This window comes from Nocardia sp. NPDC060249, from assembly GCF_042728755.1.
Lineage (GTDB): Bacteria > Actinomycetota > Actinomycetes > Mycobacteriales > Mycobacteriaceae > Nocardia.
This window is the reverse complement of the sequence record NZ_JBHXAQ010000013.1, coordinates 1-23,635: the sequence shown is the minus strand read 5'-3', so window position 1 is coordinate 23,635 and position 23,635 is coordinate 1. Positions and strand designations below refer to the sequence as shown.

Genomic DNA, 23,635 nt, shown 5'->3' with positions numbered 1-23,635 from the left:
GTGCGCGGCCGCGGATCGCCCTCGCGGCTGCGCACACGATGCGTGACGAGCATCCCTGCACCGAGACGACGGTTTCGGGGGATACTGGGGACGGGCGGCACCGACGGGTGAGCCACATTGCGGCAATTGCAGAGAAATGGAGCTTGACGACGTGGATGCGCGTTCGCTTGCGCTGGTCCGCGCCGATTTCCGCGGGGTGTCGGAGACACCCGGTGGGTCCGAGCGGCTGATCAGCGCTTTCTACGGTCACCTGTTCGCGCAGGACCCGAGGTTGCGTGAGCTGTTTCCGCCTGCCATGGACATGCAGGCCAAGCGGATCACGACGGCGGTGCAGTTCGTCCTCGAGCATCTCGAGGACTTCGAACGCGCCCAGCGCTTCCTCGAGCAACTGGCCCGCGACCATCGCAAGTACGGGGTCGAGGCCGACCACTACGACATGGCCGGGCGCGCGCTGCTCGCGGCGCTGCGCACCTTCCACGGCAACCGCTGGACCAGAGAACTCGATGAGGGCTGGCGTGACATCACGCTGCTGATCTCGGCGTCGATGGCGATCGGCGCCAACGAGGACACCTCGCAGCCGTACTGGGACGCGACCGTGGTCGGTCATCGCCGGGTGCTCGACGATCTGGCGATCGTGCGGTTACAGGCCGACGGGCCCATTCCGTTCAAGGCCGGACAGTATGTGCCGGTCGCGGTGCCGCAGCGGCCGAACATGTGGCGCTACTTCTCCCCGGCCATCCCCGCGAACCCGTATGGCGAGATCGAGTTCCATGTGCGGCGGATCAGTGGCGGCTGGGTGAGTCCGGCGATCGTCAACGACACCAAGGTCGGGGACCGATGGAAGATCGCCGGCCCGCTCGGTGGGTTGCACGTGGACCGCGAGTCGGGCCGCGACGTCCTGATGATCGGCTCCGGCACCGGCATCGCGCCGTTGCGGGCGCAGCTGATCGAGATGAGCCAGCGGGGGATCAATCCGCGCGTGCACTTCTTCATCGGCGGGCGCTACCCCGGCGACCTCTACGACGTGGACAACATGTGGCAGCTCTCGCAGTCCAACCCGTGGCTGACGGTGGTGCCGGTCTGCGAGGAGCACACCAATCCCTGGTGGTATCCCCAGGATTCGGGTGCGGCGCCGATGGGCATGCCGCGCCGCCTGGTCGGTAACCTGGGAGCGGTGGTGACCAGCTTCGGCGCGTGGTCGGACCGTCAGATCCAGATCGCGGGATCGCCGTCGATGATCGCCAATACCCGTTACGCGCTCCAGCGGGCCGGTACACCGCTCGAGATCATCGCCGCCGACCCCGTCTGAACCCGCCTGCGACATCGCGAAAGAGGCTGATGAGCAACGCTTTTCCCGACCCCGCCTGGACTGCCACCGTCGTCGGCCACCACCGCTTGCGCCACGACCTCGCCGTGATCCGGCTGATCGGCGATTTCGTGCCGTTCGAGGCGGGCGGTTCGGTGGAGGTCGAGGTGCCGCAGCATCCGGGGGTGCGGCGGCGGTTCTCCCCCGCGCTGCCGCCCTCGCTGGACGGCAAGCTCGAGTTCCATGTCCGGACGGTGCCCGGTGGGTGGTGCTCGAGTTCCATCGTCACCGACACCAAACCCGGTGATCAGTGGCGAATCAACGCGCCCCATGGTGTTTTCGCGGTCGACCCCGACGCTGTCGAGGTGGTGATGATCGCCGGCGGTACCGGGCTGGCGCCGATGCGCGCCCAGATCCTGGACCTGGCCCGCCGCGACACTCCGCCGCGCACCTACCTGTTCTTCGGCGGCCGCTCACCCCGCGACCTCTACGCCAACGACATGCTGTTCCTGCTGTCGGGCGAATTGCCGTGGCTTTCGGTCATTCCGGTTGTCGAGAGTCCGGAAGATCCTGCGGTGCGCGATGAATGGCACGAGCAGACCCGCTCCGATGTGGGCTTCGGACTCGAAGAAATGCTCCACGGCACCCTCGCTGACGTCGCCGCAGCCCACGGCCCGTTCACCGAACACCAAGTCCTGGTCTGCGGTTCGCCCGCGATGGTCGGCACCACCGTCGACCGCTTGATCGAATCAGGAACCCCCGCGGCCAACATCGTCTCCGAAGGCGCATGAAGACCACGGACGGCGTCGCGGCCTGCCCGCCATCAGAACAAGGGGTCGTGGCGGATCGACTGGGCCTGGGTGCCTGCGGCCATCAGGCGGAACTTGGTGGTCTGGACCATCGAGGGGGAACCGACGATTTGGACGTCGCGGTCCGCCCAGGGGCCGTAGCTGGCGACGACCTTGCCGATTTGACCGGTCATGCGGGGTTCCAGGCCGGGTAGATCCGGGTGGGGCTCGCCGGAGTCGTAGTACCACCAGGGGTTTTCGTCACTCTCGCTGACGGGGGTGACGGAGAGCCATTTGTTGGCGATGGCGAGTTGGCTCAGAACCTGGAGGTCGTAGAGATCGCAGGGGTGGTGGCCGCCGACGAACAGGTGGACCTTCGGGTTGACCCGGCGCTGGGCCATCGCCATGATCTGCGCGCGCAGGGGGGCGATGCCGGTGCCGCAACCGACCATCAGCATCTTGCGTTTGGTGTTGCGCGGCACGCCGAGACCGCCGAGGGGTGAGCCGAGCGCCCACTGATCACCGACGGCGGTATGCGCGACCATGGCGGGGCTGACCCAGCCGCCGAGCACACCCCGCACATGGAACTCGATCTCGCCGTTGGGATTGGCCGGGTTCGCCGGCGAGAGATAGCGCCACATCCGCGGCCGCGAGGGGATCTGCACGCTGAGGTACTGACCGGCGGCGTACTGCATCGGCACGTCGAGCTGGACCCGGACGATCGAGAGATTGCGCAGCACCTCGCGATGTTCGACGACGGTGCCCGTCCAGGTGGCCGGGGTGGTCTCCTTGTCGGCGGCGCTGATCATCGCGCCACTGATGGTGGCCAGGCCCTCGTCCCACGCGCTGGCGACCTCGTCGGTCCACATCTCCGCACCGGCGAACAACCGCATGGCCGATTTCAGCGAGTTGGCCACGGCCACATAGTGCGCCGGTTGCACGCCGTACTTGCGGTGGTCGCGCCCGAGCTGGGCCAGGAACGGCAGCAGCTTGTCGGGCTCCTCCAGCCGGTCGAGGGCGTAGGAGATCGCCGTGACGAGTCGGTCGCGCTGGGAATCCATGGCAGCCGGGAAGTAGTCGCGGACACCGGGGTAGTCCGTGAAGAGGATCGAGTAGAACGACCTCGACAGCTTCTCGGGTCCACCTTCTTCCGCAGCAACCGCCTTGAACGTAGTACGGATCAAAGCGATAGTCCGCGAATCCATATGTGTCACAACCTCGTTTCGCCATCGAACGCTAGCCGCGCCGGCGAGTGACGGGCTGGGAGGACACTCGTCAGCAGCCGATGCGAGAAGTCTAGGCGAGGTTTGCCAGCTTAGGAATCGTACTCTTAAACATCACGCATGTAATTCACGAAATACCAGGCGGTTTCCAGTATTGTCCCATGAAAACATACCTGTGGCCCGTTAATCGACGGTGAACAGCCGCTCACGATTCTCGAAACCGCCCGGCGTATCAGGCAATTGGTGACCAATGGCCCTGGTAGAGCGACCCTTCCGCTATGTCGGCCACACGCGGCAAACCGACGCGCCGAGCCATGACACGCGGGGGCGGCGCACCGGAGTGACTGGTCGGCGGCAGCGAAATGCCTTCCGATTGATCCGAATTCAGCATCCGTGCAGCAAACTTTTGGACGTCCACGGTGATAAATCCCCACCTCAGCGCGCCGCGACGCTACTTCCGATCAGCAAGATCACGAATAAGTGGGTTGCTGGAGAGTCACCAGCCGGTCGCCGGGGGTTGACCGGAGACGAACGAGCCCCCGGCTCGCATCCACCACAGCGGATGGGCGAACCGGAGGCTCGTCGAATCGAAGACGACTCAGCGCCGATGCCGTGGCTGCCACACCACGAGCGCGGTACTGCGCGTCGGCGGCGACAGGTCGGGCCGGTAGCCCGCCCGCAACCGCTCCAACTCCGCGCTCATCTCCTCCACGCGCTGCTGCAACGCCTCCACCTGGTTGGTGAGCTCGATGATGCGCTTGATGCCGGCGAGATTGACGCCCTCGTCCTGCGACAGGCGCTGCACCTCGCGCAGCACCTCGACGTCGCGGGCCGAATAACGGCGTCCGCCACCCGAGGTCCGTTGCGGGGTGACCAAACCCAGCCGGTCGTAGGTACGCAACGTCTGCGCGTGCATCCCCGCCAGTTGAGCCGCCACCGAGATCATGAAGAACTCGGCACGCGCGGCGGCACCCGAAACAGACTTCGGATTATCGGACATCAAGCACCCGCCCATCCTGCACGCGGTTCGAAGCCACTGGCCTTCTCCGCCTCCTGATAGCGCTTGAGCGCATCGGTGGCGTCGGAGTCCAGCGATTGCGGCACCGCGACCTTCACCGTGACCAGCAGGTCACCGGCGCCGCCCGCCGCGCCGCGCTTGGGCACGCCACGACCACGGACTCGCAGGATACGCCCGTCGGCGGTGCCAGGGGGCACCTTCACGCCGACCCGGCCGTCCAGCGTCGGCACGGAAACTGTTGTCCCCAGAACCAATTCGCTGTAGCTCACCGGGAGCACCAGGGTGAGGTCGTCGCCTTGACGGCCGAAGACCTTGTCCTGGCTGACGTGCACCGTGACATACAGATCGCCCGACGGCGCACCGCGCAGACCCGCCTCGCCCTGACCGGCCAGCCGGATCTTCTGACCGTCACTGACGCCCGGTGGAATCCGGACGGTGATGGTGCGGGTGCGGTTCTGGATACCGGTCCCCGAGCAGTCGGTGCACGGGTCGTCGATGATCGACCCGGTGCCGCGGCAGTCGTCGCAGGGCTCGCTGAAACCGAACGCGCCCTGATTCCGGCTGACCACGCCCGCACCGTTGCAGTGCGGGCACACACGCGGGCTGGTGCCCGGCTTGGCGCCGCTGCCGTGACAGGTGGTGCACGGCGAGGGACTCGTCATCCGCAGCGGAACGGTGACGCCCTGGGCCGCCTCACGGAAACCCAGGGTCGTCTCGGTCTCCACGTCGGAGCCGCGGCGCGGACGAGCCGCCCCCCGGCCACCGCTGCCACCCCGGTTGAACAGCCCGCCCAGCAGATCGCCGAGCCCGCCGTCGCCCGCGGCACCGGTGTTACCGGCCTGTCCGAAGATGTCGCCGATGTTGAAGTCCTGCGAGAAGCCGCCACCGGCACCGGGATTGAACCCGCCGCCGTAGGCTCGTCCGCCACCGCCGCCGCCCGCGAACATGCGGCGCGTCTCGTCGTACTCCTTGCGCTTGGCAGGATCCGACAGCACCGCATTGGCTTCGCTCACGGTCTTGAACCGTTCCTCGGCCTTGGTGTCACCCGGGTTGGAGTCCGGGTGCAGGTCGCGGGCGAGCTTGCGGTAGGCCTTCTTGATCTCGTCCTGCGAGGCGCCGGAGGAGACACCCAGCTCCTTGTAGAAGTCCTTTTCGATCCACTCCCGTTGGCTCACCGGGCATCTCCTCCTTTCGCGTTCTTATTGACTGTCGCCGGCATCCGGATCCGATGCCCCCGCGACCTCGGCATCGGTTACCCCGACCAGCGCGTGCCGAAGCACCCGGTCGCCGAACCGATAGCCCTTGCGCATGACGATGCCGATCACCGGGTCGGCGCCTGAACCCTCGTGCTGCACTGCCTCGTGCAGCGTGGGGTCGAACGGGTCACCGGCGGAACCGAACTCGACGAGACCCTGCTTGGTCAGCGCGGTCTCGAGCTTGTCGGCGACGGACTTCAGCGGGCCGGAATCGAGGTCGCCGTGCGCCCTCGCCCGATCCAGATCGTCCAGCACCGCGAGCAATTCGGTGACCACCGACGCCTTGGCGGCGTCGATGTTGGCCTGACGGTCACGCTCGACCCGGCGGCGGTAGTTCGCGTATTCCGCGGTCAACCGCTGCAGGTCGGCCGTGCGCTCGGCCAGCTCGTCGTGCTCCGGCTCGACAACGTCGGCGTCGAGGGCGGAGTCCGCCGTGGCGGCCTCCGCGTTCTCGTCCGCGGTGTCGTCGAGGATGTCTTCGACCAACTCCTGCTCCGAGGAGTTCGCCTCGGTCACTTCTTGTCCGTGTCGACCGGCTCGTCCACGACCTCCGCGTCGACGACCTGATCGTCATCGGCCTGGCTGGGGCCCGCGCCGTTGCCGGACTGCGCGTCGGCGGCGGCGGTGGCCTCGTAGATCGCCTGGCCAAGGGCCTGCGACTCGGTGGCCAGCTTCTCCACGGCCGACTTCACCGCGGAGATGTCGGTGCCCTCGAGCGCCGACTTGGCCTCGGCGACCGCGGTTTCCACCTTCGCCAGCTGATCGGCGGAGACCTGTGCGCCACCCTCGCTCAGCTTCTGCTCGTTGATGAACTTCTCGGTCTGGTGGACCAGCGACTCGGCCTGGTTGCGGGTCTCGGCCTCTTCACGGCGTGCCTTGTCGTCGGCGGCGTGCGCCTCGGCGTCGGCGACCATGCGGTCGATCTCTTCCTTGGACAGACCGGAGCCGTCCTGGATCTTGATCTTGTTCTCCTTGCCGGTGCCCTTGTCCTTCGCGGTGACGTGCACGATGCCGTTGGCGTCGATGTCGAAGGTGACCTCGATCTGCGGCACGCCGCGCGGGGCCGGGGGCAGGCCGGTGAGCTCGAAGGAGCCGAGCAGCTTGTTGTGCGAGGCGATCTCGCGCTCACCCTGGAACACCTGGATCTGCACCGAAGGCTGATTGTCGTCAGCGGTGGTGAAGGTTTCCGAGCGCTTGGTGGGGATGGTGGTGTTGCGCTCGATGAGCTTGGTCATCACGCCACCCTTGGTCTCGATGCCCAGCGACAGCGGGGTGACATCGAGCAGCAGGACGTCCTTGACCTCGCCCTTGAGCACGCCGGCCTGCAGGGCGGCGCCGACGGCGACGACCTCGTCCGGGTTCACGCCCTTGTTCGGCTCACGGCCACCGGTCAGTTCCTTGACCAGCTCGGAGACGGCGGGCATCCGGGTGGAACCACCGACGAGCACGACGTGGTCGATGTCGGCCACGTTCAGGCCCGAGTCCTTGATCACGGACTGGAACGGCGCGCGGGTGCGATCGAGCAGATCAGAGGTGATCTTCTGGAACTCCGAGCGGGTGAGCTGCTCGTCGAGGAACAGCGGGTTCTTGTCCGCGTCGACGGTGATGTAGGGCAGGTTGATCGAGGTGGACTGACCCGAGGACAGTTCGATCTTGGCCTTCTCGGCGGCCTCGCGCAGACGCTGCATGGCCATCTTGTCCTTGGTCAGGTCGATGCCCGAGGACGCCTTGAACTTGTCGACCAGCCAGGACACGACGCGCTCGTCCCAGTCGTCGCCACCGAGGTGGTTGTCACCGGAGGTCGCGCGGACCTCGACGACGCCCTCGCCGATTTCCAGCAGCGAGACGTCGAAGGTGCCGCCACCGAGGTCGAAGACCAGGATGGTCTGCTCTTTGTCGCCCTTGTCCAGGCCGTACGCCAGCGCGGCGGCGGTGGGCTCGTTGACGATGCGCAGCACGTTGAGACCGGCGATCTGGCCGGCTTCCTTGGTGGCCTGACGCTGGGCGTCTTCGAAGTAGGCCGGGACGGTGATCACGGCGTCGGTGATCTCCTCGCCCAGGTAGGCCTCGGCATCGCGCTTCAGCTTCATCAGCGTGCGCGCGGAGATCTCCTGCGGCGTGTACTTCTTGTCGTCGATCTCGACGTTCCAGTCGGTGCCGATGTGGCGCTTGACCGAGCGGATGGTGCGGTCGACGTTGGTGACCGCCTGGTTCTTCGCGGGCTGACCGACGAGAACCTCGCCGTTCTTCGCGAAGGCGACGATCGAGGGGGTGGTGCGCGAGCCTTCCGAGTTCGCGACGACGACCGGCTCGCCGCCTTCGAGCACGGCGACGACGGAGTTCGTGGTCCCGAGGTCGATTCCGACCGCACGAGCCATAGTGGTTTCCTCCTGTTTGACGTTCGGTTAGTGCAACGCTGAGCTTTGACGAACTGAGCGTAGTGGGCTCAATCTTGCCTGCGAGGTCCGCCGTGAGTCAACTCAAAGTTGAGTCAGGTTCGCTCATGTTGTTGATCGGCACAACCAGCAGCTGCGGCGATTCATTCCCGCCACCCGAAAAAATTTCCCGGCCCCCGAGCCATTCTTGCCACGAGTGCGCTCAACTGCAGCCCCCGATGCGCGATCGTGACGGTCCGGGGACTATCGATGAGCTCACGGTTCGAACACGAAAGGGTGGAGCACATGTACACACTTGATCTGCTGACCGTCGGGCGCGGGCGCGACGTTGTCGATGCCGCACTCGGCTATGTGGGCGGGCTCGGATATCGCGCCCTCGGATCGACCACCGACGAGGAGGCGCTCGCGATTCTCGCGCGTGAGCAGGTTCGCCTGCTGGTGATCGGCGGTGGGGTAGAAGCCGAGTCCCGGCAGGTCTTGACCGCCGCGGCCGAGGGGCACGGCGCCACCGTCATCCAGGCGGAGCGGGCCGGGCGCGGGATCGAGCAGTACCTCGCGGAGGAGGTTGTGCCGATGCTGGGTGACTGATCAACCCTGCCGGTAGGGGTGCGAACAGTTCCTCCGACCGGCTAGGTGGCCCGCGGTGCAGGGAGTTCGGCCAGGATTCCCTCCGCACTGCGGGCCGCGGCGCGGCAGGCGGTGGCGGTGGCTCGGTCCGCGAGCGGATGGGCCGCTCGGGCCCGCCAGATGCGAACGGCGGAGAAAGCCGTGGCGCGCACGGAATCCGGGCCGGACTCCGCCGGTAGCCCGAGGCGGAGATGCGCGGCCACGCCCGCACCGCCGAGAATGCGGTACAGGTCGGCGAGTACCGGTGGCGGCAAAGGCAATTCGTCGGTGCGCAAGCGGCCGAGCAGCCGGAGTTCGGTGAAACCGTGCACATCGGCGAGCCGGGCACGCACACGCGGACGCAGGCGATCGGCTTCGGTGCCGGGGTAGGCGGCCAGGATCCGGTCCAGCGTGCTCAGCGCCGAATGCGCCTTCAACTCCTCGGCGCGCTGGCCGAATTGGACCTCCAAGACCGACCGGAGTTCCTCGATGCCGCTGCGGGCCGCCAATTCCGCGGCCAGCGCGGAAGAATCGCGGGCACCGAGCCGGATCAGCATGGTGGCCATGCGAATACCGAACAGACCGAAGCGATCCACCAGCTGTGCGCGCAGTTCCGGTGCGACCGGCAGCGCGATATCGGCGCGGGCGAAACGGTCCGCCGAGAGCAACGCGATCCCGAGGTCCTCCGCGGGCACCGTGGACAGCGCCTCGAAAGCCGCGAACTCCGGCTGTCGCAGGGTCGCCGCGGCGAAGGCGAGCAGACCGGCCACCGGAATCACCGCCTGGCACAGGCCGGTTCGTTCCAGCTCGTCGGCGAACCGAGCGGCGACATCGCGGGCCGAATGCAGCGCGTCGATGCGGCCGGAGCCGATCTCGTCGGCGCGCGACACCACCCCGATCACCCCGAGCGGCCCCGCGCCACCGGCGCCCGCGCCGATCTGCTCGAGAAAACGCACATCGGCGGCATCGAGACGGCGCAACAGGTAGACGACGGCGTCGGCGCCGGACACCGACAGCGGCGCGGCGCGCGAATCATCCTCGACCTCAGCGGGAGTGAGCAGTCGTGCGGTGCGCATCGACACCTCACGCGACAGCGACGACGTGCCGGGAGTGTCGATGATCGTGGTCTGCGACAACGCGGCCGACGGCCAGCCGACCTCGAGATGATCCACCTCACGGGGGCCGCGCGCATTCCAGCTCAGACCGTTCAGGTCGAAGGTCAGTCCGTGCGCGCCGCCGCCGCGTCGCACGATCACATTCGCGCGCGAACCGTCGGCCGCGTGCGCGGTGACCGTGGGGGTAGCGGCGTCGCGATACCAGGTGACGACGCGGGTGCACTCGGTGGCGTCGGTCGGGGCGACAGCCTGACCCACCAGCGCGTTCAGCAACGTCGACTTGCCCGCCTTGATCGAACCGGCCAGCGCGACCCGCAGCGGCTCGCGCAAGCGGTACTCGCATTCGGCCAGCAGCGCGCGCACGTACTCGTCGCGGCCGAACGCCCGCGCCGCCGCGCCGATCAGCTCGTGCGCTTCGGCCAGGATCCTCGGTGTGGTCCGGTCGCCGGGCGCGGCGGTGTCGAAACGGTGGGTCACCCAGATACCGTACCGTCGGCCCGTCTCGGTTCGATCTGCATCGATTCCGCGTAGCGACGCAGCTCGGCGACCGCGTGAAGTTGGCGTTCCAGCACTGCGGTGCGCTCGGCGCGGTGTGTGGCAGCCATCGCCGCCGCCTCCTGCGCGGCCCGCAGGGAAGCGTCGATCGAACGCAGACTGCGCTCGGCCACACCGGCGAAGTGGTCGCGCAGCGCGCGGTGGATACGGTGCAACCGGTCCTTGGTGTCCTTGGCGGCCTGGAACGCCACGTCGTCGAGGAACCGGCGCACCTCACCGTTCGCCTCGATGCGGCGGCGCGCCAGCCGGGCGGACTTGTCGTCGCGATAGGCCTTGCCGCCGACGATCAGACCCGCGCCGAGCGAGATCGGGTTCAGCATGGCCAGGCCCGCGAAGGTCGTGGCGAGGCCGATCATCAGCACGCCGCCGTAGGAACCGCGCATACCGACCAGCACCTTGCTCGTGAACCCGATATCCGGCTCGAGATCGGCCAAGGAACCCGAGCTCACCAGGACGCTCTCATCGTCCATCCCGGCGTGCACCTCCGGCAGATCGACCGCGCCGACCTCGGCGAAATGGCCCGCGATCCGTTCGGCGAGCAGTTCGGCTCTGCGGTGGGTCAGCAGAAGATTGTCGCCGAGGGCGGTGTCGACGGAGCCGGTCAGCCATTCCGTGATCGCGCCCCAATGCCTGCCCGGGTCGTTCTCGTCTATCCACTCCTGGCCCGTGCGGGCGACGCCGCGCAGGCGCTCGCGCAGGTCGTGGTCCACGTCGCCGACCAGGTCGGTGATGCCGTCGGTGAGGGTCTGCTGCCAGCTCGCGGTGCGCCGCTGCAACTCCTCGGCCGCCGCACGCGCCGACTGCAACTCGTTGACCGCCGCCGCGCCACTGGCCGGATCGCGCAACGCGACCAGCTCGCTACCCAGCGCCAGCGCCAGATGCTCCGCCGCCGAATGCAATTCACGAGCCACAGCCTGCCGAGTGACCGCCTGATCACGGGCGACGACCCGATCGCGCAGGAAACCGAACAGCACGCCGAACCCGGACTCCAGGCCCAGCTGCGCATCCTGCAAACGCAGGGCGTGCGCACGCAGCAGCGCCGATACCGGGATCAGGGTGACATCGGTTTCCGCGCGCGTCAGATGGGCTCGGTCGGCCTCCAGCACTTGACGCCAATGCGGGTAGAGGTCGGTCTTGGTGAGCAGAACGGCGACCGCGGGACACATTTCACGGATCTGCCGGACGAAGGTGAGTTCGGGTTCGGTGAGCTCGGTGGAGGCATCGGAGAGCACGAGCACGGCATCGGCGGCCGCCGCGAGGCCGAGCACGCCCGCGGCGCAGGCACTTCCGTGTCCGCCGACGCCAGGGGTGTCGATCAGGACGATGCCGTCGGCCAGCAGCTGACTGGGGAGCTCCGCCTCGATCCGCACCACCTGTCTGCCCTGCGCCAGCGGCGTGCGGGGATCGACGGCGCCGATCTCGTCGAACGGGATCTCGACCCGCGATTCGTCGGTACCCGGCGCGGTGAGCACCAGGTACGCCCGCTGCTGCGCGCCGTAGGACAGCTGCAGGGGCAACACGGTGGTCGCGTCGTCGCCGACCCGGCACACATCCAACCCGAGTAGCGCGTTCACGAACCTGCTCTTGCCCTGACCCAGCTGACCGGTGACGACGATCCGGTGGCGCGGGTCGCGCACCCGCACGGCCACCTTCTCCAGGCGGCCGACCAGGTCGTCACGGCCCGCGGCGTGGGCCGCCGCGACGGTGTCGGACAACACCGTCGTCAGCGGCACCGCGGTCGGTGCGAGAACCGTCATCCCTTTGCCCGTTTCGCTCAGTGGAACAGTCCGTCGGTGTGCACGTCGGCACCGGTGTCGGCGGCGGTGCTCGATTCACCGAACAGCGACGTCTCGGCACCGCCGAGGCTGGAACCGTGCAGACCCGAACCGAACGCGCTCGCGACGTCGACGCCGGACCAGGTGTCGGCCGCGGTGGTCACCGCACCCTGGGTCGTCGCGCCGACGGTGCCGGAAGCGTCGACCTGAGTTGTCGAGGTCGCCGTGGTCTGGCCGGAGAGGCCACCGACCGCGGCGGTGCCGCCGCCCTGCGCGGTGCCGTCGACGGCGGAGGTGAAGCCGCCCGCCACCTGGGTGCCGCCGGTGAACGCGCTCGACAGTCCCGTGTCGCCGAGGCCGGTCTCGAGGCCGGTTCCTGTTTCGGCGACGCCGGTGGCGGAACCGGTCAATCCGGTCTCCACGGCACCGGTCAGCCCGGTCTGCGCGGCACCGGTCAGCCCGGACTCCACGGCACCGGTCAGCCCGGTCTGTGCGGCACCGGTCAGCCCGGACTCCACGGCACCGGTCAGCCCGGTCTGCGCGCCTCCTACGGCGGAACCCGCGAGCCCCGCGCCTGCGTCGGCGACACCGGTCAGGCCCGCGTGGGCGCCACCGGCCAGATCCACACCGGACTCGAGGGCGCCGTTCACTCCCACCTGCGCACCCGAGGTGAGCGAGGCGGTCACGTCGGTGCCGGCAGTCGTCGCGGTCTCGAGGCCGCCTTGCAGACCGGTGGTCAGCCCGATACCCGACGTGGTGGACAGCGCTGATTCCAAACCGGTCGTGAACTGTCCGGCGCCGGCCTCCGCCCCACCCGTGAAGCCACCGGTCAGATCGGTACCCGCCGACACGGCGCCACCCAACCCGGTTTCGAGGCCGGTGCCCAGGTCCGCGCCCGCACCGACCACACCGTCGAGACCGGTGATCGCCGACGTGGTGGCGGCCACGCCTAGCCCGCCGGCGGCCTGCGCACCCACGTTGGCTGCGGCGCCGAGCCCACCGGCAGCCTGCGCACCCGCGTTGGCGACCGCACCGAGCCCACCGCCGACGCCGGCACCGAGTCCTCCCGCGGCCGTGGTCGCACCGCTCAGACCGGCTTCGAGGCCACCGCCCAGACCAGCGGTGACACCCGCCGCACCATCCAGGCCGGCGTCGATATCACCACCAGCGGCCAACGCACCGTCGAGACCAGCGCCCGCGCCGGACAACGCGCCACCGAGACCGGCACCGGCCGCACCGGTCAACGCGCCACCGAGACCGGCTCCGGCACCCACCGCACCGTCGAGCCCAGCGGCAAGATCCGCGCCCGCGCCTGCCGCACCCGTGAGCACACCGCCCAGACCCACACCCGCACCGGCCGCGCCGCCCAGCGCGGCATCCAGGCCGGTCTCGAGTTCGGCACCGGCGCCGACCGCACCCGTGAGCGCCGCACCGAGACCAGCGCCCGCGCCGACCGTGCCGGCCAGGTCGCCGCCGAGACCGGCGGCAAGGTCCGCCCCCGCACCGACCGCACCGGTCAGGGCACCGTCGAGACCGGCACCGACTCCACCGGCCAGCGTGGTGTCGAGACCCGCACCCAGATCCGCGCCGAGACCGCCCGCGCCGTTCAGCGCGCCACCGAGCCCGGCGGCAAGATCGCCACCCACATCGACCGCACCACCCAGACCAGCAGCCAGGTCTCCACCCACATCGACCGCACCACCCAGACCAGCAGCCAGGTCTCCACCGACACCGGCCGCGCCGTTCAGTGCGCCGCCCAGACCGGCAGCCACGTCACCACCAACACCCACCGCACCGTTCACAGCACCACCCAGACCAGCAGCCACGTCACCACCAACACCGGCCGCACCGTTCAGGGCACCACCGAGACCAGCGGCCAGGTCACCACCAACACCCACAGCACCACCCAGACCAGCAGCCACATCACCACCAACACCGGCCGCACCGTTCAGGGCACCACCGAGACCAGCGGCCAGGTCCCCGCCAACACCCACCGCACCGTTCACAGCACCACCCAGACCAGCAGCCAGGTCACCACCTACGCCGACCGCTCCGGTCAACGCTCCGCCGAGACCAGCGGCCAGGTCCCCGCCAACACCGACCACACCGTTCACAGCACCACCCAGACCAGCAGCCAGGTCACCACCGACACCGACCGCGCCGGTCAACGCTCCGCCGAGGTTCGCGCCGAGGTCGAGGGCGCTGTCGATCGCGCCGTTCAGGCCGAGGCCGGCACCGAGGGCGCCGGTCACATCGGCGGCCAGGTCGGTGCCGAGGCCGGCGTTCACATCGACGTTCGCGCCGGTGACGGCGCCGAGTGCGACATCGAGGCCAGCGCCTACCTGGGCGGCGGCGTCGGCGACGACGGAGGCCACCGCGCCGAGGCCGACGTCGAGACCGAGGTCGAGTTCGGCATCGGCTGCCGCGGCCGCCGTCACGGCGGCGGCAGCGGTGGCCGTGCCTGCCAGGGCCGCGCTCGTGCTCGCCGCGGCGCCCGCGGCAACGATCGCCTGCAGCTGAGAGCCGCCGCTGACCAGCGCGGATTCCGCCACCATCGGGGCGACGGCGGAAATATCCTCCGGGGTCACCGCGAGGCCTGCCTCAGCCAGCGCGAGGCACGGGTTGGCGCAGTAGCTCGCCGCGGCTTCCGGGTCGCGCAGCAGATTGAGGATGAACTCCAGAATCGCGTTCGGTGTCATCGAGATCAGCTCCTCCAGATCATCGGCAGTGATGCCCGACCTGTTTGTCGTTGGAATGTCTTTCACGCTAGGCGGGTTCGCCGTTACAGATAACGGGGCGAATACCTAGTCCCGCCGGGCATGCCCCATTAGGGGCCGGCCACCGATTAGGGGAATTTCCCCGTACTTGCCCCGGCACGAGTAACAGCTGCCCGCTAGCAACCGACAGATCGAGTGGGACGCTGCCATCGGCGATCTCGCTGTACACAAGCGTTTACCGGCCCGCCGGAAGTCCTGCGAACGGGGTTGTCCAATGACAGAGCGTCTGGCGCTCGGCATCACTGTCGGAGCGGCGAATTCGGCCGCCGCGGCCACGACAGCCGACGGGACCGGTGCCACCGTTGTCACCCACCGCAGCGCACTGATGCTCGGCGCTGACGGATCGGTGAGCTTCGCCGACACCACGCGTCACCGTCACGGAGTGGTCGTCGACGACTACGTGTCCAGGGTCGGCGATCCGGTGGATCTGCTGGCAGCGGACGGTTCCGCCCACGACGCAGCCGATTTGGCCGCCGCTGCGACCCGTGCGCTGATCGCCGAACTCTCCGGCGACGCCACCGACGCGCCGACCACCGTCGCGTGCTACCCGGCATGGTGGCCGGAGCACACCGTCGAGGCCGCCAGGTCCGCGCTCGCGCGCTCGGGCCTGCCCGAGGTGACACTGGTGCCGGAGCCGCTGGCCGCCGTGCGCCGATACGAGATCGAGCACGGACAGCTCGACGACGGCGCGCTGGTCGTGTACGACCTCGGCGCGAGCGGGTCGACCGTGTCGGTCCTGCGCACCGGCGAGCAGGCCGGTCTGCTCGGCACCCCGGCGCACAGCACCGCGATCGCCGGTTCCGAATTCGATCTACTGACCATGCGCTATGTGCTGGCAAATGTTCTGAACGGAAACGACATCGATCCATTCGATCCCGTTGTCGAAGAAGAATTGTCGGCATTGCGGGAACGCTGCAGAATTGCGAAAGAAGAACTGTCCAGAATTACCGCAACGGCGATTCCGGTCGGCATGGTCAGCCCCTCGGTCCACACCGAACAGGTCCGGTTGACCCGGGGCGAACTCGAAGATCTGCTGCGCCCGACCCTGCTCGACTCGATGAGCCTGCTCCAGGACGCGGTGCGCCGCGCCCACCTCACCCTCGGCGATGTCGGCCGGGTCCTGCTCACCGGCGGCGGCGGCGCGATTCCCCTCGTCGCCGAGCTGATCTCCACCGAATTCGGCCTGCCGGTGATCGCCTGCGCCGACCCGGCGACCTGCACGGCCCGCGGCGCGGCCGAGATCGCCCTCGACGTCGCCGCGATCAGCGTGCCCACCGAGGCCATCCCGGTCCTACCGGTAGCACCGGCCTCGGCGGCCGCGGCACCGGCCGTGGAGGGACTCACGCTGCCACCGTCCGAGCCGGTACGGACCAAGATGTTCACGGCCAAACGCTCGGCGATCGTCGCGGCGGCGGCCTTGACCATGGCCGCGCTCGCCACCGGCACCCTCGCACTCGGCGGCACCACCCAGTTCTCACCCACCGGACCCGCCGAGACCTCCGTCGCCCCACCGGTCCCCGGCGCCCCCGCGGCGACCGGCACGGGCGGCGCGGCCGGGACAGCGAATGCCACGAACTCCGTGGTCACCGACCCGGCAAGGCCAGGCGCGGCCGGCACACCAGCGCCATCGGGTGCGATCCCGGTCGGCACGACCGACGCCGGGGCTCCTGGCGGCACGCCGGCGGCGGGAACTCCGGCACCCGGCGCACCCACCGCGGGAGCACCCGCCGACGGGACACCGGCGACCGCCGGCCAGCCGGGCCCCGCCGAGCAGCAACCGGCCCCGGCACCGCCCGCGGGGCAGTCCCCGGCACCCGCCCCGGCTCCGGCGCCTGCCCCCGCACCAGCACCCGCCCCGGCTCCGGCACCGGCGCCCGCTCCCGCACCGACCCGGCCGCAGGTCCCCACGATCAAGGTCGACCCCGGCGGCCTACTCGACGACGTGGGCGGCGCGGTCGGCGAAACCCTCGAATCAGGTACGCAACTGCCCGGCAAGGTCCTCGGAGGCAATGGTGGCTGAGATCGCTCACGACACCTTCCCGCATGCCCGAACCGTTTTCCGCGATCTCGACACCGCCGACCAGCAGACAGTGCTGCTCTTGATCCGCGGCCGGGCCGGGACCGGAAAGACGTTCCTGCTCGACGCCGTTCGCGCGCGTCTGCGTCGCCACGGCATACCGGTCCTCGAATCCGCGGCCGACGACGTCGAGAACGGGGTCCCCGACCGGGCCGTGCTCGTCGCCGACAATGTCCACAGCTACAGCGACGACGAGCTTCGCGCGCTCTGCGAGGCAATCGAAACCGGACGACGCTCCGTCGTGCTGACCACCCAGCCTCGGCCACACGATCCCCAGCTGCGCGCACTGGCCGACGCGGTGGCCCGCAACGGCCGCACGGTGGATCTTCGGGCACTGGGAAGTGCCCACATCACCGCGTTCGCCAGGGAACTCGGCGTGGCCGTGTCCCAGCCGCTCGCATCGCACATCCATCAGCTGACGGCGGGAATCCCCGGCGGTGTCGTCGCGGCGTTGAAGGGTGCCCATGCCGCGTCGCTGGAGACCTGCCGGGCAGCGGTCGACGAAGCTGTCACCGTCTGGACGCGGACGCTGCTGGAAGCGGTCGAGCCGGAGTTGCTCGAAACGCTGGTCATCGCGGCGACGGGCACCGGCTTGGACGCCACCGAACTCACCGAGGTGCTCGGTGTCGACACCACCACCGCCCACGAGCTGATCGACCGGGCCAGGTCGGGTGCCCTGGTCACCGATGCCGACCTGCTCCTCGCGCCCGCCGTCGGTCCGCTGCGGACGCTGCTCGGCGATCGGCGCTATGTCGAGGTGCAGCGCAGGCTGCTCACCGCGCGCCTCGACGCCGGTCTGCTGCGCGATCGCACCGCGCTGATCCTGGCCGAGTCCGGCGTCGTCGATGCCCGGCTCGCCGAGTTCCTCTGTCGCGCGGCCGAGAAGTCCGACGAGGCGACCCGCTGCTACGCGGCGGCGGCCGCGGCGGGCGCCGCGGTGGAATCGATCGCGTTGCGCTGGGCCGAGGCCGCCGCGCACGCGGGTGACACCGACACCGCGCTCCGCCTGGCCGAACCGCTGCTGACCGCCGAGAACGTCGCACGCCCCGACCTCGTCGCCGCGGTGCGCATCTGCGCGAGCGTGCTCATCCGCCGCGGACTGGTGAGCCGTGCGGCCGCGCTGTACAACTGGCTCGGACCCGAGCGAATCGGCGCCGACTGGGCACCCGCGGCCATAGTCCTGACCCTGGCCGGTGAACAGGCAGGCGCCGCGCGCATGTCCGCGGCGGCACGGCACTGGCCCCCGACCGAGGCCGACGCGGGCGCTCGGCTGATCGCGAGCGCGCTCGACGAATCGCTCGACCCGCACGGAACCGGCACGGCCGCGGCGATTTCCGCCCTGATCCAGGCGGGCAACACCGACACCGGCGAGGATCGCTACCTGCCCTGCTCCGCGGTTTCGATCGCCACGCTGCTCTGCCTCGGCAGCGGCGAGCCCCGTCGCGCCGGCGACGCGCTGCGCCGGGCGGCGGGCATGGGCGGTGGCCGGCAGCTTCCGGTGCTGACGGCCTGGACCGCACTGCTCGGCGGCGACGAACGCCGCGCCGCGAACATCCTCGCCGAGATCGACATCCCCGCCCTCGCGCCTCGCGATCAGCTCCTCGCCCATGCCCTGACCGTGGGACTGGCCCGTCGTGGCGGCGATCACGCCGCCCTGGCTCGCGCGTGGCAAGCGGCTTGCCCACTGTTCGACGAGCTGGAAGCCGACCTGTTGAGCCTGTTGCCGATCGGCGAGCTGTGGTTGGCCGGCATCCGCTTGGGAGACGCGCGCCGGATCGAGCCGCTCGTGGATGCCGCCAGGGCGCTGGTCCGCAAACTGGGCCGCGCACCCGCGTGGACCAATTCGTTCCACTGGTACGGGGTGCAGGCCGCGCTGGCCGACGAGTCGCCCCGCGCGCTGCTGCCGCACGCCCACGCGCTGAAGACGGCGGCGGAAGCGGGTGACCGGCAGGCGACCGTGCTGGCCGACGCCGGGCGCACCTGGGTGCTCGTGCTGCGTGGACAAGTGGTCGCGGCTGATGTGCAGGCCGCGGTCTCGGCACTGGCCGAACTCGGCCTCACCTGGGACGCCGCCCGCCTGGCCAGCGAGGCCGCCCTCGCGGCAAGCGACTCGACCACCGCGACCGCCCTGCTCAAGCTCGCACGGTCGGTACGCACACAAGCCCAGCCGGTCGAGCCGCTGCGACCGACCGCACAACCGCAGCCGCCCGCGGCCGGCCCCACGCCCCTGACCAGCGAGGCCGGTGCGCTCAGCGACCGCGAACGCGAGGTGGCCGAACTGGTCCTGCTCGGTCTGACCTATCGCGAGATCGGCGCGAGGCTGTACATTTCCGCGAAGACCGTGGAGCATCACGTCGCGCGGATCCGACGTCGACTAGGCGCGCGCTCACGATCGGAATTACTGTCAATGCTGCGCGCGATGGGACACGGCCAACTGCTGGTGTGACTCGCGCACACGATGTCGACGCCGAAGTGAGGGGTGTTCCGCCGATGGCCACTGGGGTCGGCCTGCGTATCGCCGATGACGAATGCATCGCCGCGGTGGTTACCGAGGACGGCACGGTTCAGGTGATCGAGCGTGCTTCGGTTCTGCACATGTCCGACGACGGTGACGCCGCCCTCGGCGGGCCGGCTCCCACCGGGCATGCCCACTCGATCGCCGGTTTCGTGCGTGCGATCGGTGATCCGGCCGGTGTCGATGTCGACGGCGGCGAGGCCTATCGCGCCGAAGACCTCCTCGCGACGGCCATGTTCTGCCTGATCGACCTCACCACCGAGCACCTCAGCGGCCCGGCCGAGTTCTACGCCACCCATCCCGCGGGCTGGTCGACCGAGGTCGTGCGCGGCGTGCGCGAGGCTTTGGACTACCTGGGCTTGAAGTCGGTGGCCCTGCTCGGCGAGGACGAGCTGCCCCAGCCCGAGGACGGCGCCGATCCCGGCAAGACCTTCGCCAACGCCGCCGCCCAGGCCGCGTTGGTCGCGGTGCTGGCGACCCCGGCGGGTGCGACCCCGCCCGACCCGATCGTCACCGAGAACGCCACGGTCGCCACCGATGTGATGCCCGCGCTGCAGCCGCCCTCGGTGACCGCACAGGCGTATTCGGCGGCGCTGCCGGTCTCGCCGCTGCCGACGAAGGCGATGGCGCCGATCGCGCCCGCCCCGATCGCCGAGCCCGCGGTGGCGCCCGCCCGCGGACCCGCGCGCAACAAGACCCCACTGCTGATCGCCGCCGCCGCCCTCATCGGACTGCTGCTCGGCGGGGTCGCGGTCTCGGTTCTGATCCGCGATTCCGGAACCGTCACACCGCCGGCGATTTCCGAGGCCGGCCCGGAAACGCTGTCCCCCACCTCGGCGCCCGCGCCGCCTCCGCCGCCGGTCGTCGAGCCGACCACGCCCCCGCCGGTCACCACGACCGACGAACCGGAGCCGACGACCACCACCGAGGCGCCGCCGACGACCACCCCGGAACCGACCACCACCCCACCGACGACCACGCCGAGCCCCACCACGACCCGGCCCCGGTCGCCCTTCGGGACCTACCCGCCGGGCTATCTCCCCGCGCCCCTCACGATCCCGGGACAGCGCTGAATCCAGCAGCCGGGCGGTAACCGCGCCAGCTGGGCGAGCGTGCCCTAGAGTGATGCGCTGACCGACATGATCGCCGCCGGCGGTGTTCTCGGTCACTGGTTGTCGACGAAGGGATTTCATGCGCAAGTTGGTGGCGCGTCGCGCCGCGGTCAAGGCAGCCTCCGCCGGGTTCGCCGCGACTGTTCTTCTCGCACCCCTGCTCGGATCCGGCATCGCGTCATCGGAACCTGTTGCGCCACTGCAACTTTCGGCCGATGCGCTACCCGGTGGACTGGTGACCGCACTGTCGCGTGACCTCGGGATGACCCCCACCGAGTACCTCGATCGTGCCGCGCGCGCCCAGCAGTTGCGCGACTACGCGACCGGCTTCCGCGCCGCGAACCCCGACACCTTCGCCGGTGCCTGGCTCACGCCCGAGGGCAAGGCCGTCGTCGCCACCACCGACGCCGAGGCGGGCAAACTCGTCACCGCCGCCGGCTACCAGACCCACCTCGCGCCGATCTCGGCCGGTGGACTGGAAGGCGCGCTGGTGCAACTGAGTCAGTGGATCGCGAGCCTGCCGCCCGCGATCTCCGCGCCGATCAGCTCGATCGCGATCGACGCGCTCAACAGCCAGCTGGTGCTCAACGTGGCCAACACCGGCACCGGCCACATGCTCAACCTGCCGACCCTGATCGCCACCATCAAGGTGGTGCTCTCGCCCGGCGGCGGCGGACCGGTGGAGTACAAGCCGATGGGCGGCGACACCTACATCACCGCGAAGAAGGACCTGCACGACGCCGACCTGCGCGGCGTGGACGTCTGCTCGTTCGGGTTCAACAGCACCGACGCCGCGGGCAACGCCCTCAACATCTCCGCGGGCCACTGCAACCCGAACGTCGACAACGGCGGCACGGCCTCGGTCTACGTCCCGAACGTGCGCGATATCCCCAACAGTCCCGAGGTCGGCACCTTCGCCCGCGCTGTGCTCGGCGGCCCCGCCTCGCTGGACTACTCGGTGATCAAGCTCAACGAGCGCGCGGTGAACGCCGGCATGGATCAGCCTCGCGTGCGCGGCGCCGAGGGCACCACCCTGACGATCACCGGCACCGCCGAACCCGTCACCGGCGCACCGGTCTGCAAGACCGGCCAGTCCTCCACCTTCACCTGTGGCTTCGTCTCGGCCGATCACGTGGAGACCCAGCTGTTCACCGAAGCGGGCGTCAGCAAGACCATCCGCGGCTTCGCCAGCACCGCCTGCACCCTCGGCGGCGACAGCGGCGGCGCCATCGTGTCCGGCACGCTCGCCCTCGGCATCACCAGCGGCTCGAACGCCTCCGGCGCGCCCAACTGCACCGAGGCCAACACCCAGCTCGCCCCCTACGGCGGCACGGCGTCGCTCGGCGTCCCGATCCGGCCCATCCTGACCGACATCGAGGCGACATCCGGTGGCGGTCTCGGCAGCGGAATCATGGTGCGCACCAAGCCCAACGCGGGCTGAGCGGGGAAGAATCACCGACCGGACCGGGTGAGCGAAATCTCTTGCCCGGTCCGAGTAGGCATAAGTCGCTCGAGCCCATATAGTTCGGACCATGCTCCTGCCACGTATGGGTCGTACCCCGTCCGCGCGAAGCTCGAGAAGAGCTCGGAAATCGATAATCGCCGCTTCGGCGGCGTTTCTGCTGTTCGGCCCCACGATGGCGGTTGCCGACGCGCAGCCCGCGCCCGCAGACCTGCCCGCCCAGCTCATCGAGGCGGTCACCCGGGATCTGAAGATCTCCCCCGACGAGTACCTGCGCCGCGCCGATGTCGCGCAGCAGGTCGCCGCGTTCTCCACCACCGCGCAGCGTCAGTTCCCGCAGGTCTTCGCCGGTTCCTGGCTGAGCGACCAGGGCAACGCCGTCATCGCGCTGTCGCACGGCCCCGGCGCCGACCAGGCCAGGGAAGCCGCGCAGTCGGCCGGTTTCGAGGTCCGCAACGTCGCCAAGAGCGAGTCCACCCTGCGCGGCGAGAAGACCGCCTTCGAGAACTGGCTCGCCGCCGCACCGCCGGAGATCTCCGCGCTGGTGCGTGGCGTCGTCGTCGACACCGTGAACAACTCGATCGCGGTCCGCGTGCAGCAGGCCGGCCTCCCGCTGCCCAGCTTCATCGACCCTTCCCGCGTCATCGTCACCGCACCGCCGGTGGCGGGTGAGCGCGTCGACCTGACCGCCACCCCCGTCGCCGGTGACGGCAACGGTGCGCTGGCAGGCGGCGACGGCTACGCCTCGGTGATCGGCCGCAGCTCGCTGCGCTGCTCGCTCGGCTTCAACGGCACCGACCGCTCGGGCAACGTCATCAACATCTCGGCGGGCCACTGCAACCCCGACATCCCGTCGGCGGGCACCGGCAACGCCGCCGCCGTGTACGAGGTCAACGGCGATCGCGCGGGCGCCCAGCTCGGCACCTTCCAGAAGTCGGTGCTCGGCGAGCAGGACTACTCGATCATCCGCGTCAACGACAACGCGCGCGCCCGCTTCGAGAACAACCTGGTCCGCATCCCCGGCCAGGCCCCCATCGCCGTCGACGGCGTGGCCACCCCCGTGGTCGGCGCCCCCGTCTGCAAGTCCGGTGCCCGCACCGGCTTCAGCTGCGGCGTGATCAACGGTGTCGACCAGACCGTCCAGGTCGGCGACCGCCAGCTCACCCAGAGCTTCTCGGCCAACATCTGCGCCCTCCCCGGCGACTCCGGCGGCGCCATCGTCACCGGCCGCCTGGCTCTCGGCATCTCCAGCGCGTCCTCGGTCGCGGACTTCCCCATCTGCGAGATCCCGAACATCATCGGCGCCATCACCGGCGACACCCCCCAGCTGTTCGCCCAGCCCCTGACCGTCGTCCTCTCGGACAACCCCGGCCTGTCGGTCCGCACCAACTGATCACCACCATGATGTAGGCACAGAGCAGCCCAGAAAGGCCGGTAGCACTCCCGCTACCGGCCTTTCGTCTGTCTCCCCACCTCCCCCCCAACCCTTCAACGCGTCGCCCAGTAGCTCAACCGCAGCCACACCGCACACCCCAGTTCCGCCATGACCGCACTCCCAACCCCGCACCCGCGACCCCTAGGGAGCGGCGGCCACGAAGTGGCCGGTCCGCGGCCGGGCCGCCGGTCAGGCGCCGGGGCGTAGGCGACGAAGGAG

General features: G+C 69.7%; 16 protein-coding genes. 8 read left to right on the top strand and 8 right to left on the bottom strand.

Annotation, left to right across the window (positions count from 1 at the left end):
• Positions 1 to 151 precede the first annotated feature (151 nt).
• Both ACFWFP_RS29770 and ACFWFP_RS29765 read left to right on the top strand, forming a co-directional pair.
• The gene (locus ACFWFP_RS29770) at positions 152 to 1,309 is read left to right on the top strand and encodes an FAD-binding oxidoreductase (protein WP_379300522.1); all 1,158 of its coding nucleotides are present in this window, start codon (positions 152 to 154) and stop codon (positions 1,307 to 1,309) included.
• 29 nt (positions 1,310 to 1,338) lie between these two features.
• The gene (locus tag ACFWFP_RS29765) at positions 1,339 to 2,097 is read left to right on the top strand and encodes an FAD-binding oxidoreductase (RefSeq protein WP_379300520.1); all 759 of its coding nucleotides are present in this window, start codon (positions 1,339 to 1,341) and stop codon (positions 2,095 to 2,097) included.
• Between the two features lie 32 nt (positions 2,098 to 2,129).
• Here ACFWFP_RS29765 and ACFWFP_RS29760 read toward each other — a convergent pair whose 3' ends face one another.
• The 5 genes from ACFWFP_RS29760 to dnaK form a co-directional block, all read right to left on the bottom strand.
• Positions 2,130 to 3,299, bottom strand: coding sequence for an FAD-binding oxidoreductase (locus tag ACFWFP_RS29760; RefSeq protein WP_379300518.1), 1,170 nt, complete (start codon positions 3,297 to 3,299; stop codon positions 2,130 to 2,132).
• 616 nt (positions 3,300 to 3,915) lie between these two features.
• Entirely contained in the window at positions 3,916 to 4,317 is a 402-nt protein-coding gene (locus ACFWFP_RS29755; RefSeq protein WP_379300516.1) for a heat shock protein transcriptional repressor HspR, read from the bottom strand.
• Positions 4,317 to 5,510, bottom strand: a complete 1,194-nt coding sequence (dnaJ, locus tag ACFWFP_RS29750; RefSeq protein ID WP_379300514.1) for a molecular chaperone DnaJ — start codon at positions 5,508 to 5,510, stop codon at positions 4,317 to 4,319. The genes ACFWFP_RS29755 and dnaJ overlap by 1 nt, the downstream gene beginning before the upstream one ends.
• Before the next feature lie 24 nt (positions 5,511 to 5,534).
• On the bottom strand, positions 5,535 to 6,107 hold the full coding sequence (gene grpE, locus ACFWFP_RS29745) for a nucleotide exchange factor GrpE (protein ID WP_379300512.1): 573 nt from the start codon (positions 6,105 to 6,107) through the stop codon (positions 5,535 to 5,537).
• On the bottom strand, positions 6,104 to 7,969 hold the full coding sequence (dnaK, locus tag ACFWFP_RS29740) for a molecular chaperone DnaK (RefSeq protein ID WP_379300510.1): 1,866 nt from the start codon (positions 7,967 to 7,969) through the stop codon (positions 6,104 to 6,106). Before dnaK ends, grpE begins: the two co-directional genes overlap by 4 nt.
• A gap of 303 nt (positions 7,970 to 8,272) precedes the next feature.
• Here dnaK and ACFWFP_RS29735 point away from each other — a divergent pair, with 303 nt between their 5' ends.
• Positions 8,273 to 8,575 carry a hypothetical protein gene (locus ACFWFP_RS29735; protein ID WP_379300508.1) on the top strand — a complete coding sequence of 101 codons (303 nt, stop codon included), beginning with the start codon at positions 8,273 to 8,275 and terminating at the stop codon, positions 8,573 to 8,575.
• Positions 8,576 to 8,616: 41 nt separating this feature from the next.
• Here ACFWFP_RS29735 and ACFWFP_RS29730 read toward each other — a convergent pair whose 3' ends face one another.
• From ACFWFP_RS29730 to ACFWFP_RS29720, 3 genes are read right to left on the bottom strand one after another with little or no spacing between them, the layout of a single operon-like run.
• The gene (locus ACFWFP_RS29730) at positions 8,617 to 10,185 is read right to left on the bottom strand and encodes a dynamin family protein (RefSeq protein WP_379300506.1); all 1,569 of its coding nucleotides are present in this window, start codon (positions 10,183 to 10,185) and stop codon (positions 8,617 to 8,619) included.
• Entirely contained in the window at positions 10,182 to 12,020 is a 1,839-nt protein-coding gene (locus ACFWFP_RS29725; protein WP_379300504.1) for a dynamin family protein, read from the bottom strand. Before ACFWFP_RS29725 ends, ACFWFP_RS29730 begins: the two co-directional genes overlap by 4 nt.
• Positions 12,021 to 12,037: 17 nt before the next feature.
• On the bottom strand, positions 12,038 to 14,737 hold the full coding sequence (locus tag ACFWFP_RS29720; RefSeq protein WP_379300502.1) for an IniB N-terminal domain-containing protein: 2,700 nt from the start codon (positions 14,735 to 14,737) through the stop codon (positions 12,038 to 12,040).
• A gap of 292 nt (positions 14,738 to 15,029) precedes the next feature.
• On the opposite strand from ACFWFP_RS29720, the gene ACFWFP_RS29715 reads away from it, so the two are divergent.
• From ACFWFP_RS29715 to ACFWFP_RS29695, 5 genes are all read left to right on the top strand, one after another.
• Positions 15,030 to 16,835, top strand: a complete 1,806-nt coding sequence (locus tag ACFWFP_RS29715; protein WP_379300500.1) for an Hsp70 family protein — start codon at positions 15,030 to 15,032, stop codon at positions 16,833 to 16,835.
• On the top strand, positions 16,828 to 19,338 hold the full coding sequence (locus ACFWFP_RS29710) for a LuxR C-terminal-related transcriptional regulator (protein ID WP_379300498.1): 2,511 nt from the start codon (positions 16,828 to 16,830) through the stop codon (positions 19,336 to 19,338). The genes ACFWFP_RS29715 and ACFWFP_RS29710 overlap by 8 nt, the downstream gene beginning before the upstream one ends.
• A 44-nt stretch (positions 19,339 to 19,382) precedes the next feature.
• Positions 19,383 to 20,480 carry a hypothetical protein gene (locus tag ACFWFP_RS29705; RefSeq protein WP_379300496.1) on the top strand — a complete coding sequence of 366 codons (1,098 nt, stop codon included), beginning with the start codon at positions 19,383 to 19,385 and terminating at the stop codon, positions 20,478 to 20,480.
• 118 nt (positions 20,481 to 20,598) lie between these two features.
• Positions 20,599 to 21,960 (top strand): S1 family peptidase, encoded by a 1,362-nt coding sequence (locus ACFWFP_RS29700; protein WP_379300494.1) that lies wholly within the window; start codon positions 20,599 to 20,601, stop codon positions 21,958 to 21,960.
• 91 nt (positions 21,961 to 22,051) lie between these two features.
• Positions 22,052 to 23,374 carry a S1 family peptidase gene (locus ACFWFP_RS29695; RefSeq protein ID WP_379300492.1) on the top strand — a complete coding sequence of 441 codons (1,323 nt, stop codon included), beginning with the start codon at positions 22,052 to 22,054 and terminating at the stop codon, positions 23,372 to 23,374.
• Positions 23,375 to 23,635: the final 261 nt, after the last annotated feature.

What these genes read in the sequence shown, in the direction of transcription:
- ACFWFP_RS29765 (WP_379300520.1), top strand. Translation starts at nt 1,339, where the DNA reads ATGAGCAACGCTTTTCCCGACCCCGCCTGGACTGCCACCGTCGTCGGC.
- ACFWFP_RS29760 (WP_379300518.1), bottom strand. Translation starts at nt 3,299, where the DNA reads ATGGATTCGCGGACTATCGCTTTGATCCGTACTACGTTCAAGGCGGTT.
- ACFWFP_RS29755 (WP_379300516.1), bottom strand. Translation starts at nt 4,317, where the DNA reads ATGTCCGATAATCCGAAGTCTGTTTCGGGTGCCGCCGCGCGTGCCGAG.
- dnaK (WP_379300510.1), bottom strand. Translation starts at nt 7,969, where the DNA reads ATGGCTCGTGCGGTCGGAATCGACCTCGGGACCACGAACTCCGTCGTC.
- ACFWFP_RS29735 (WP_379300508.1), top strand. Translation starts at nt 8,273, where the DNA reads ATGTACACACTTGATCTGCTGACCGTCGGGCGCGGGCGCGACGTTGTC.
- ACFWFP_RS29725 (WP_379300504.1), bottom strand. Translation starts at nt 12,020, where the DNA reads ATGACGGTTCTCGCACCGACCGCGGTGCCGCTGACGACGGTGTTGTCC.
- ACFWFP_RS29720 (WP_379300502.1), bottom strand. Translation starts at nt 14,737, where the DNA reads ATGACACCGAACGCGATTCTGGAGTTCATCCTCAATCTGCTGCGCGAC.
- ACFWFP_RS29715 (WP_379300500.1), top strand. Translation starts at nt 15,030, where the DNA reads ATGACAGAGCGTCTGGCGCTCGGCATCACTGTCGGAGCGGCGAATTCG.
- ACFWFP_RS29705 (WP_379300496.1), top strand. Translation starts at nt 19,383, where the DNA reads ATGGCCACTGGGGTCGGCCTGCGTATCGCCGATGACGAATGCATCGCC.
- ACFWFP_RS29700 (WP_379300494.1), top strand. Translation starts at nt 20,599, where the DNA reads ATGCGCAAGTTGGTGGCGCGTCGCGCCGCGGTCAAGGCAGCCTCCGCC.
- ACFWFP_RS29695 (WP_379300492.1), top strand. Translation starts at nt 22,052, where the DNA reads ATGCTCCTGCCACGTATGGGTCGTACCCCGTCCGCGCGAAGCTCGAGA.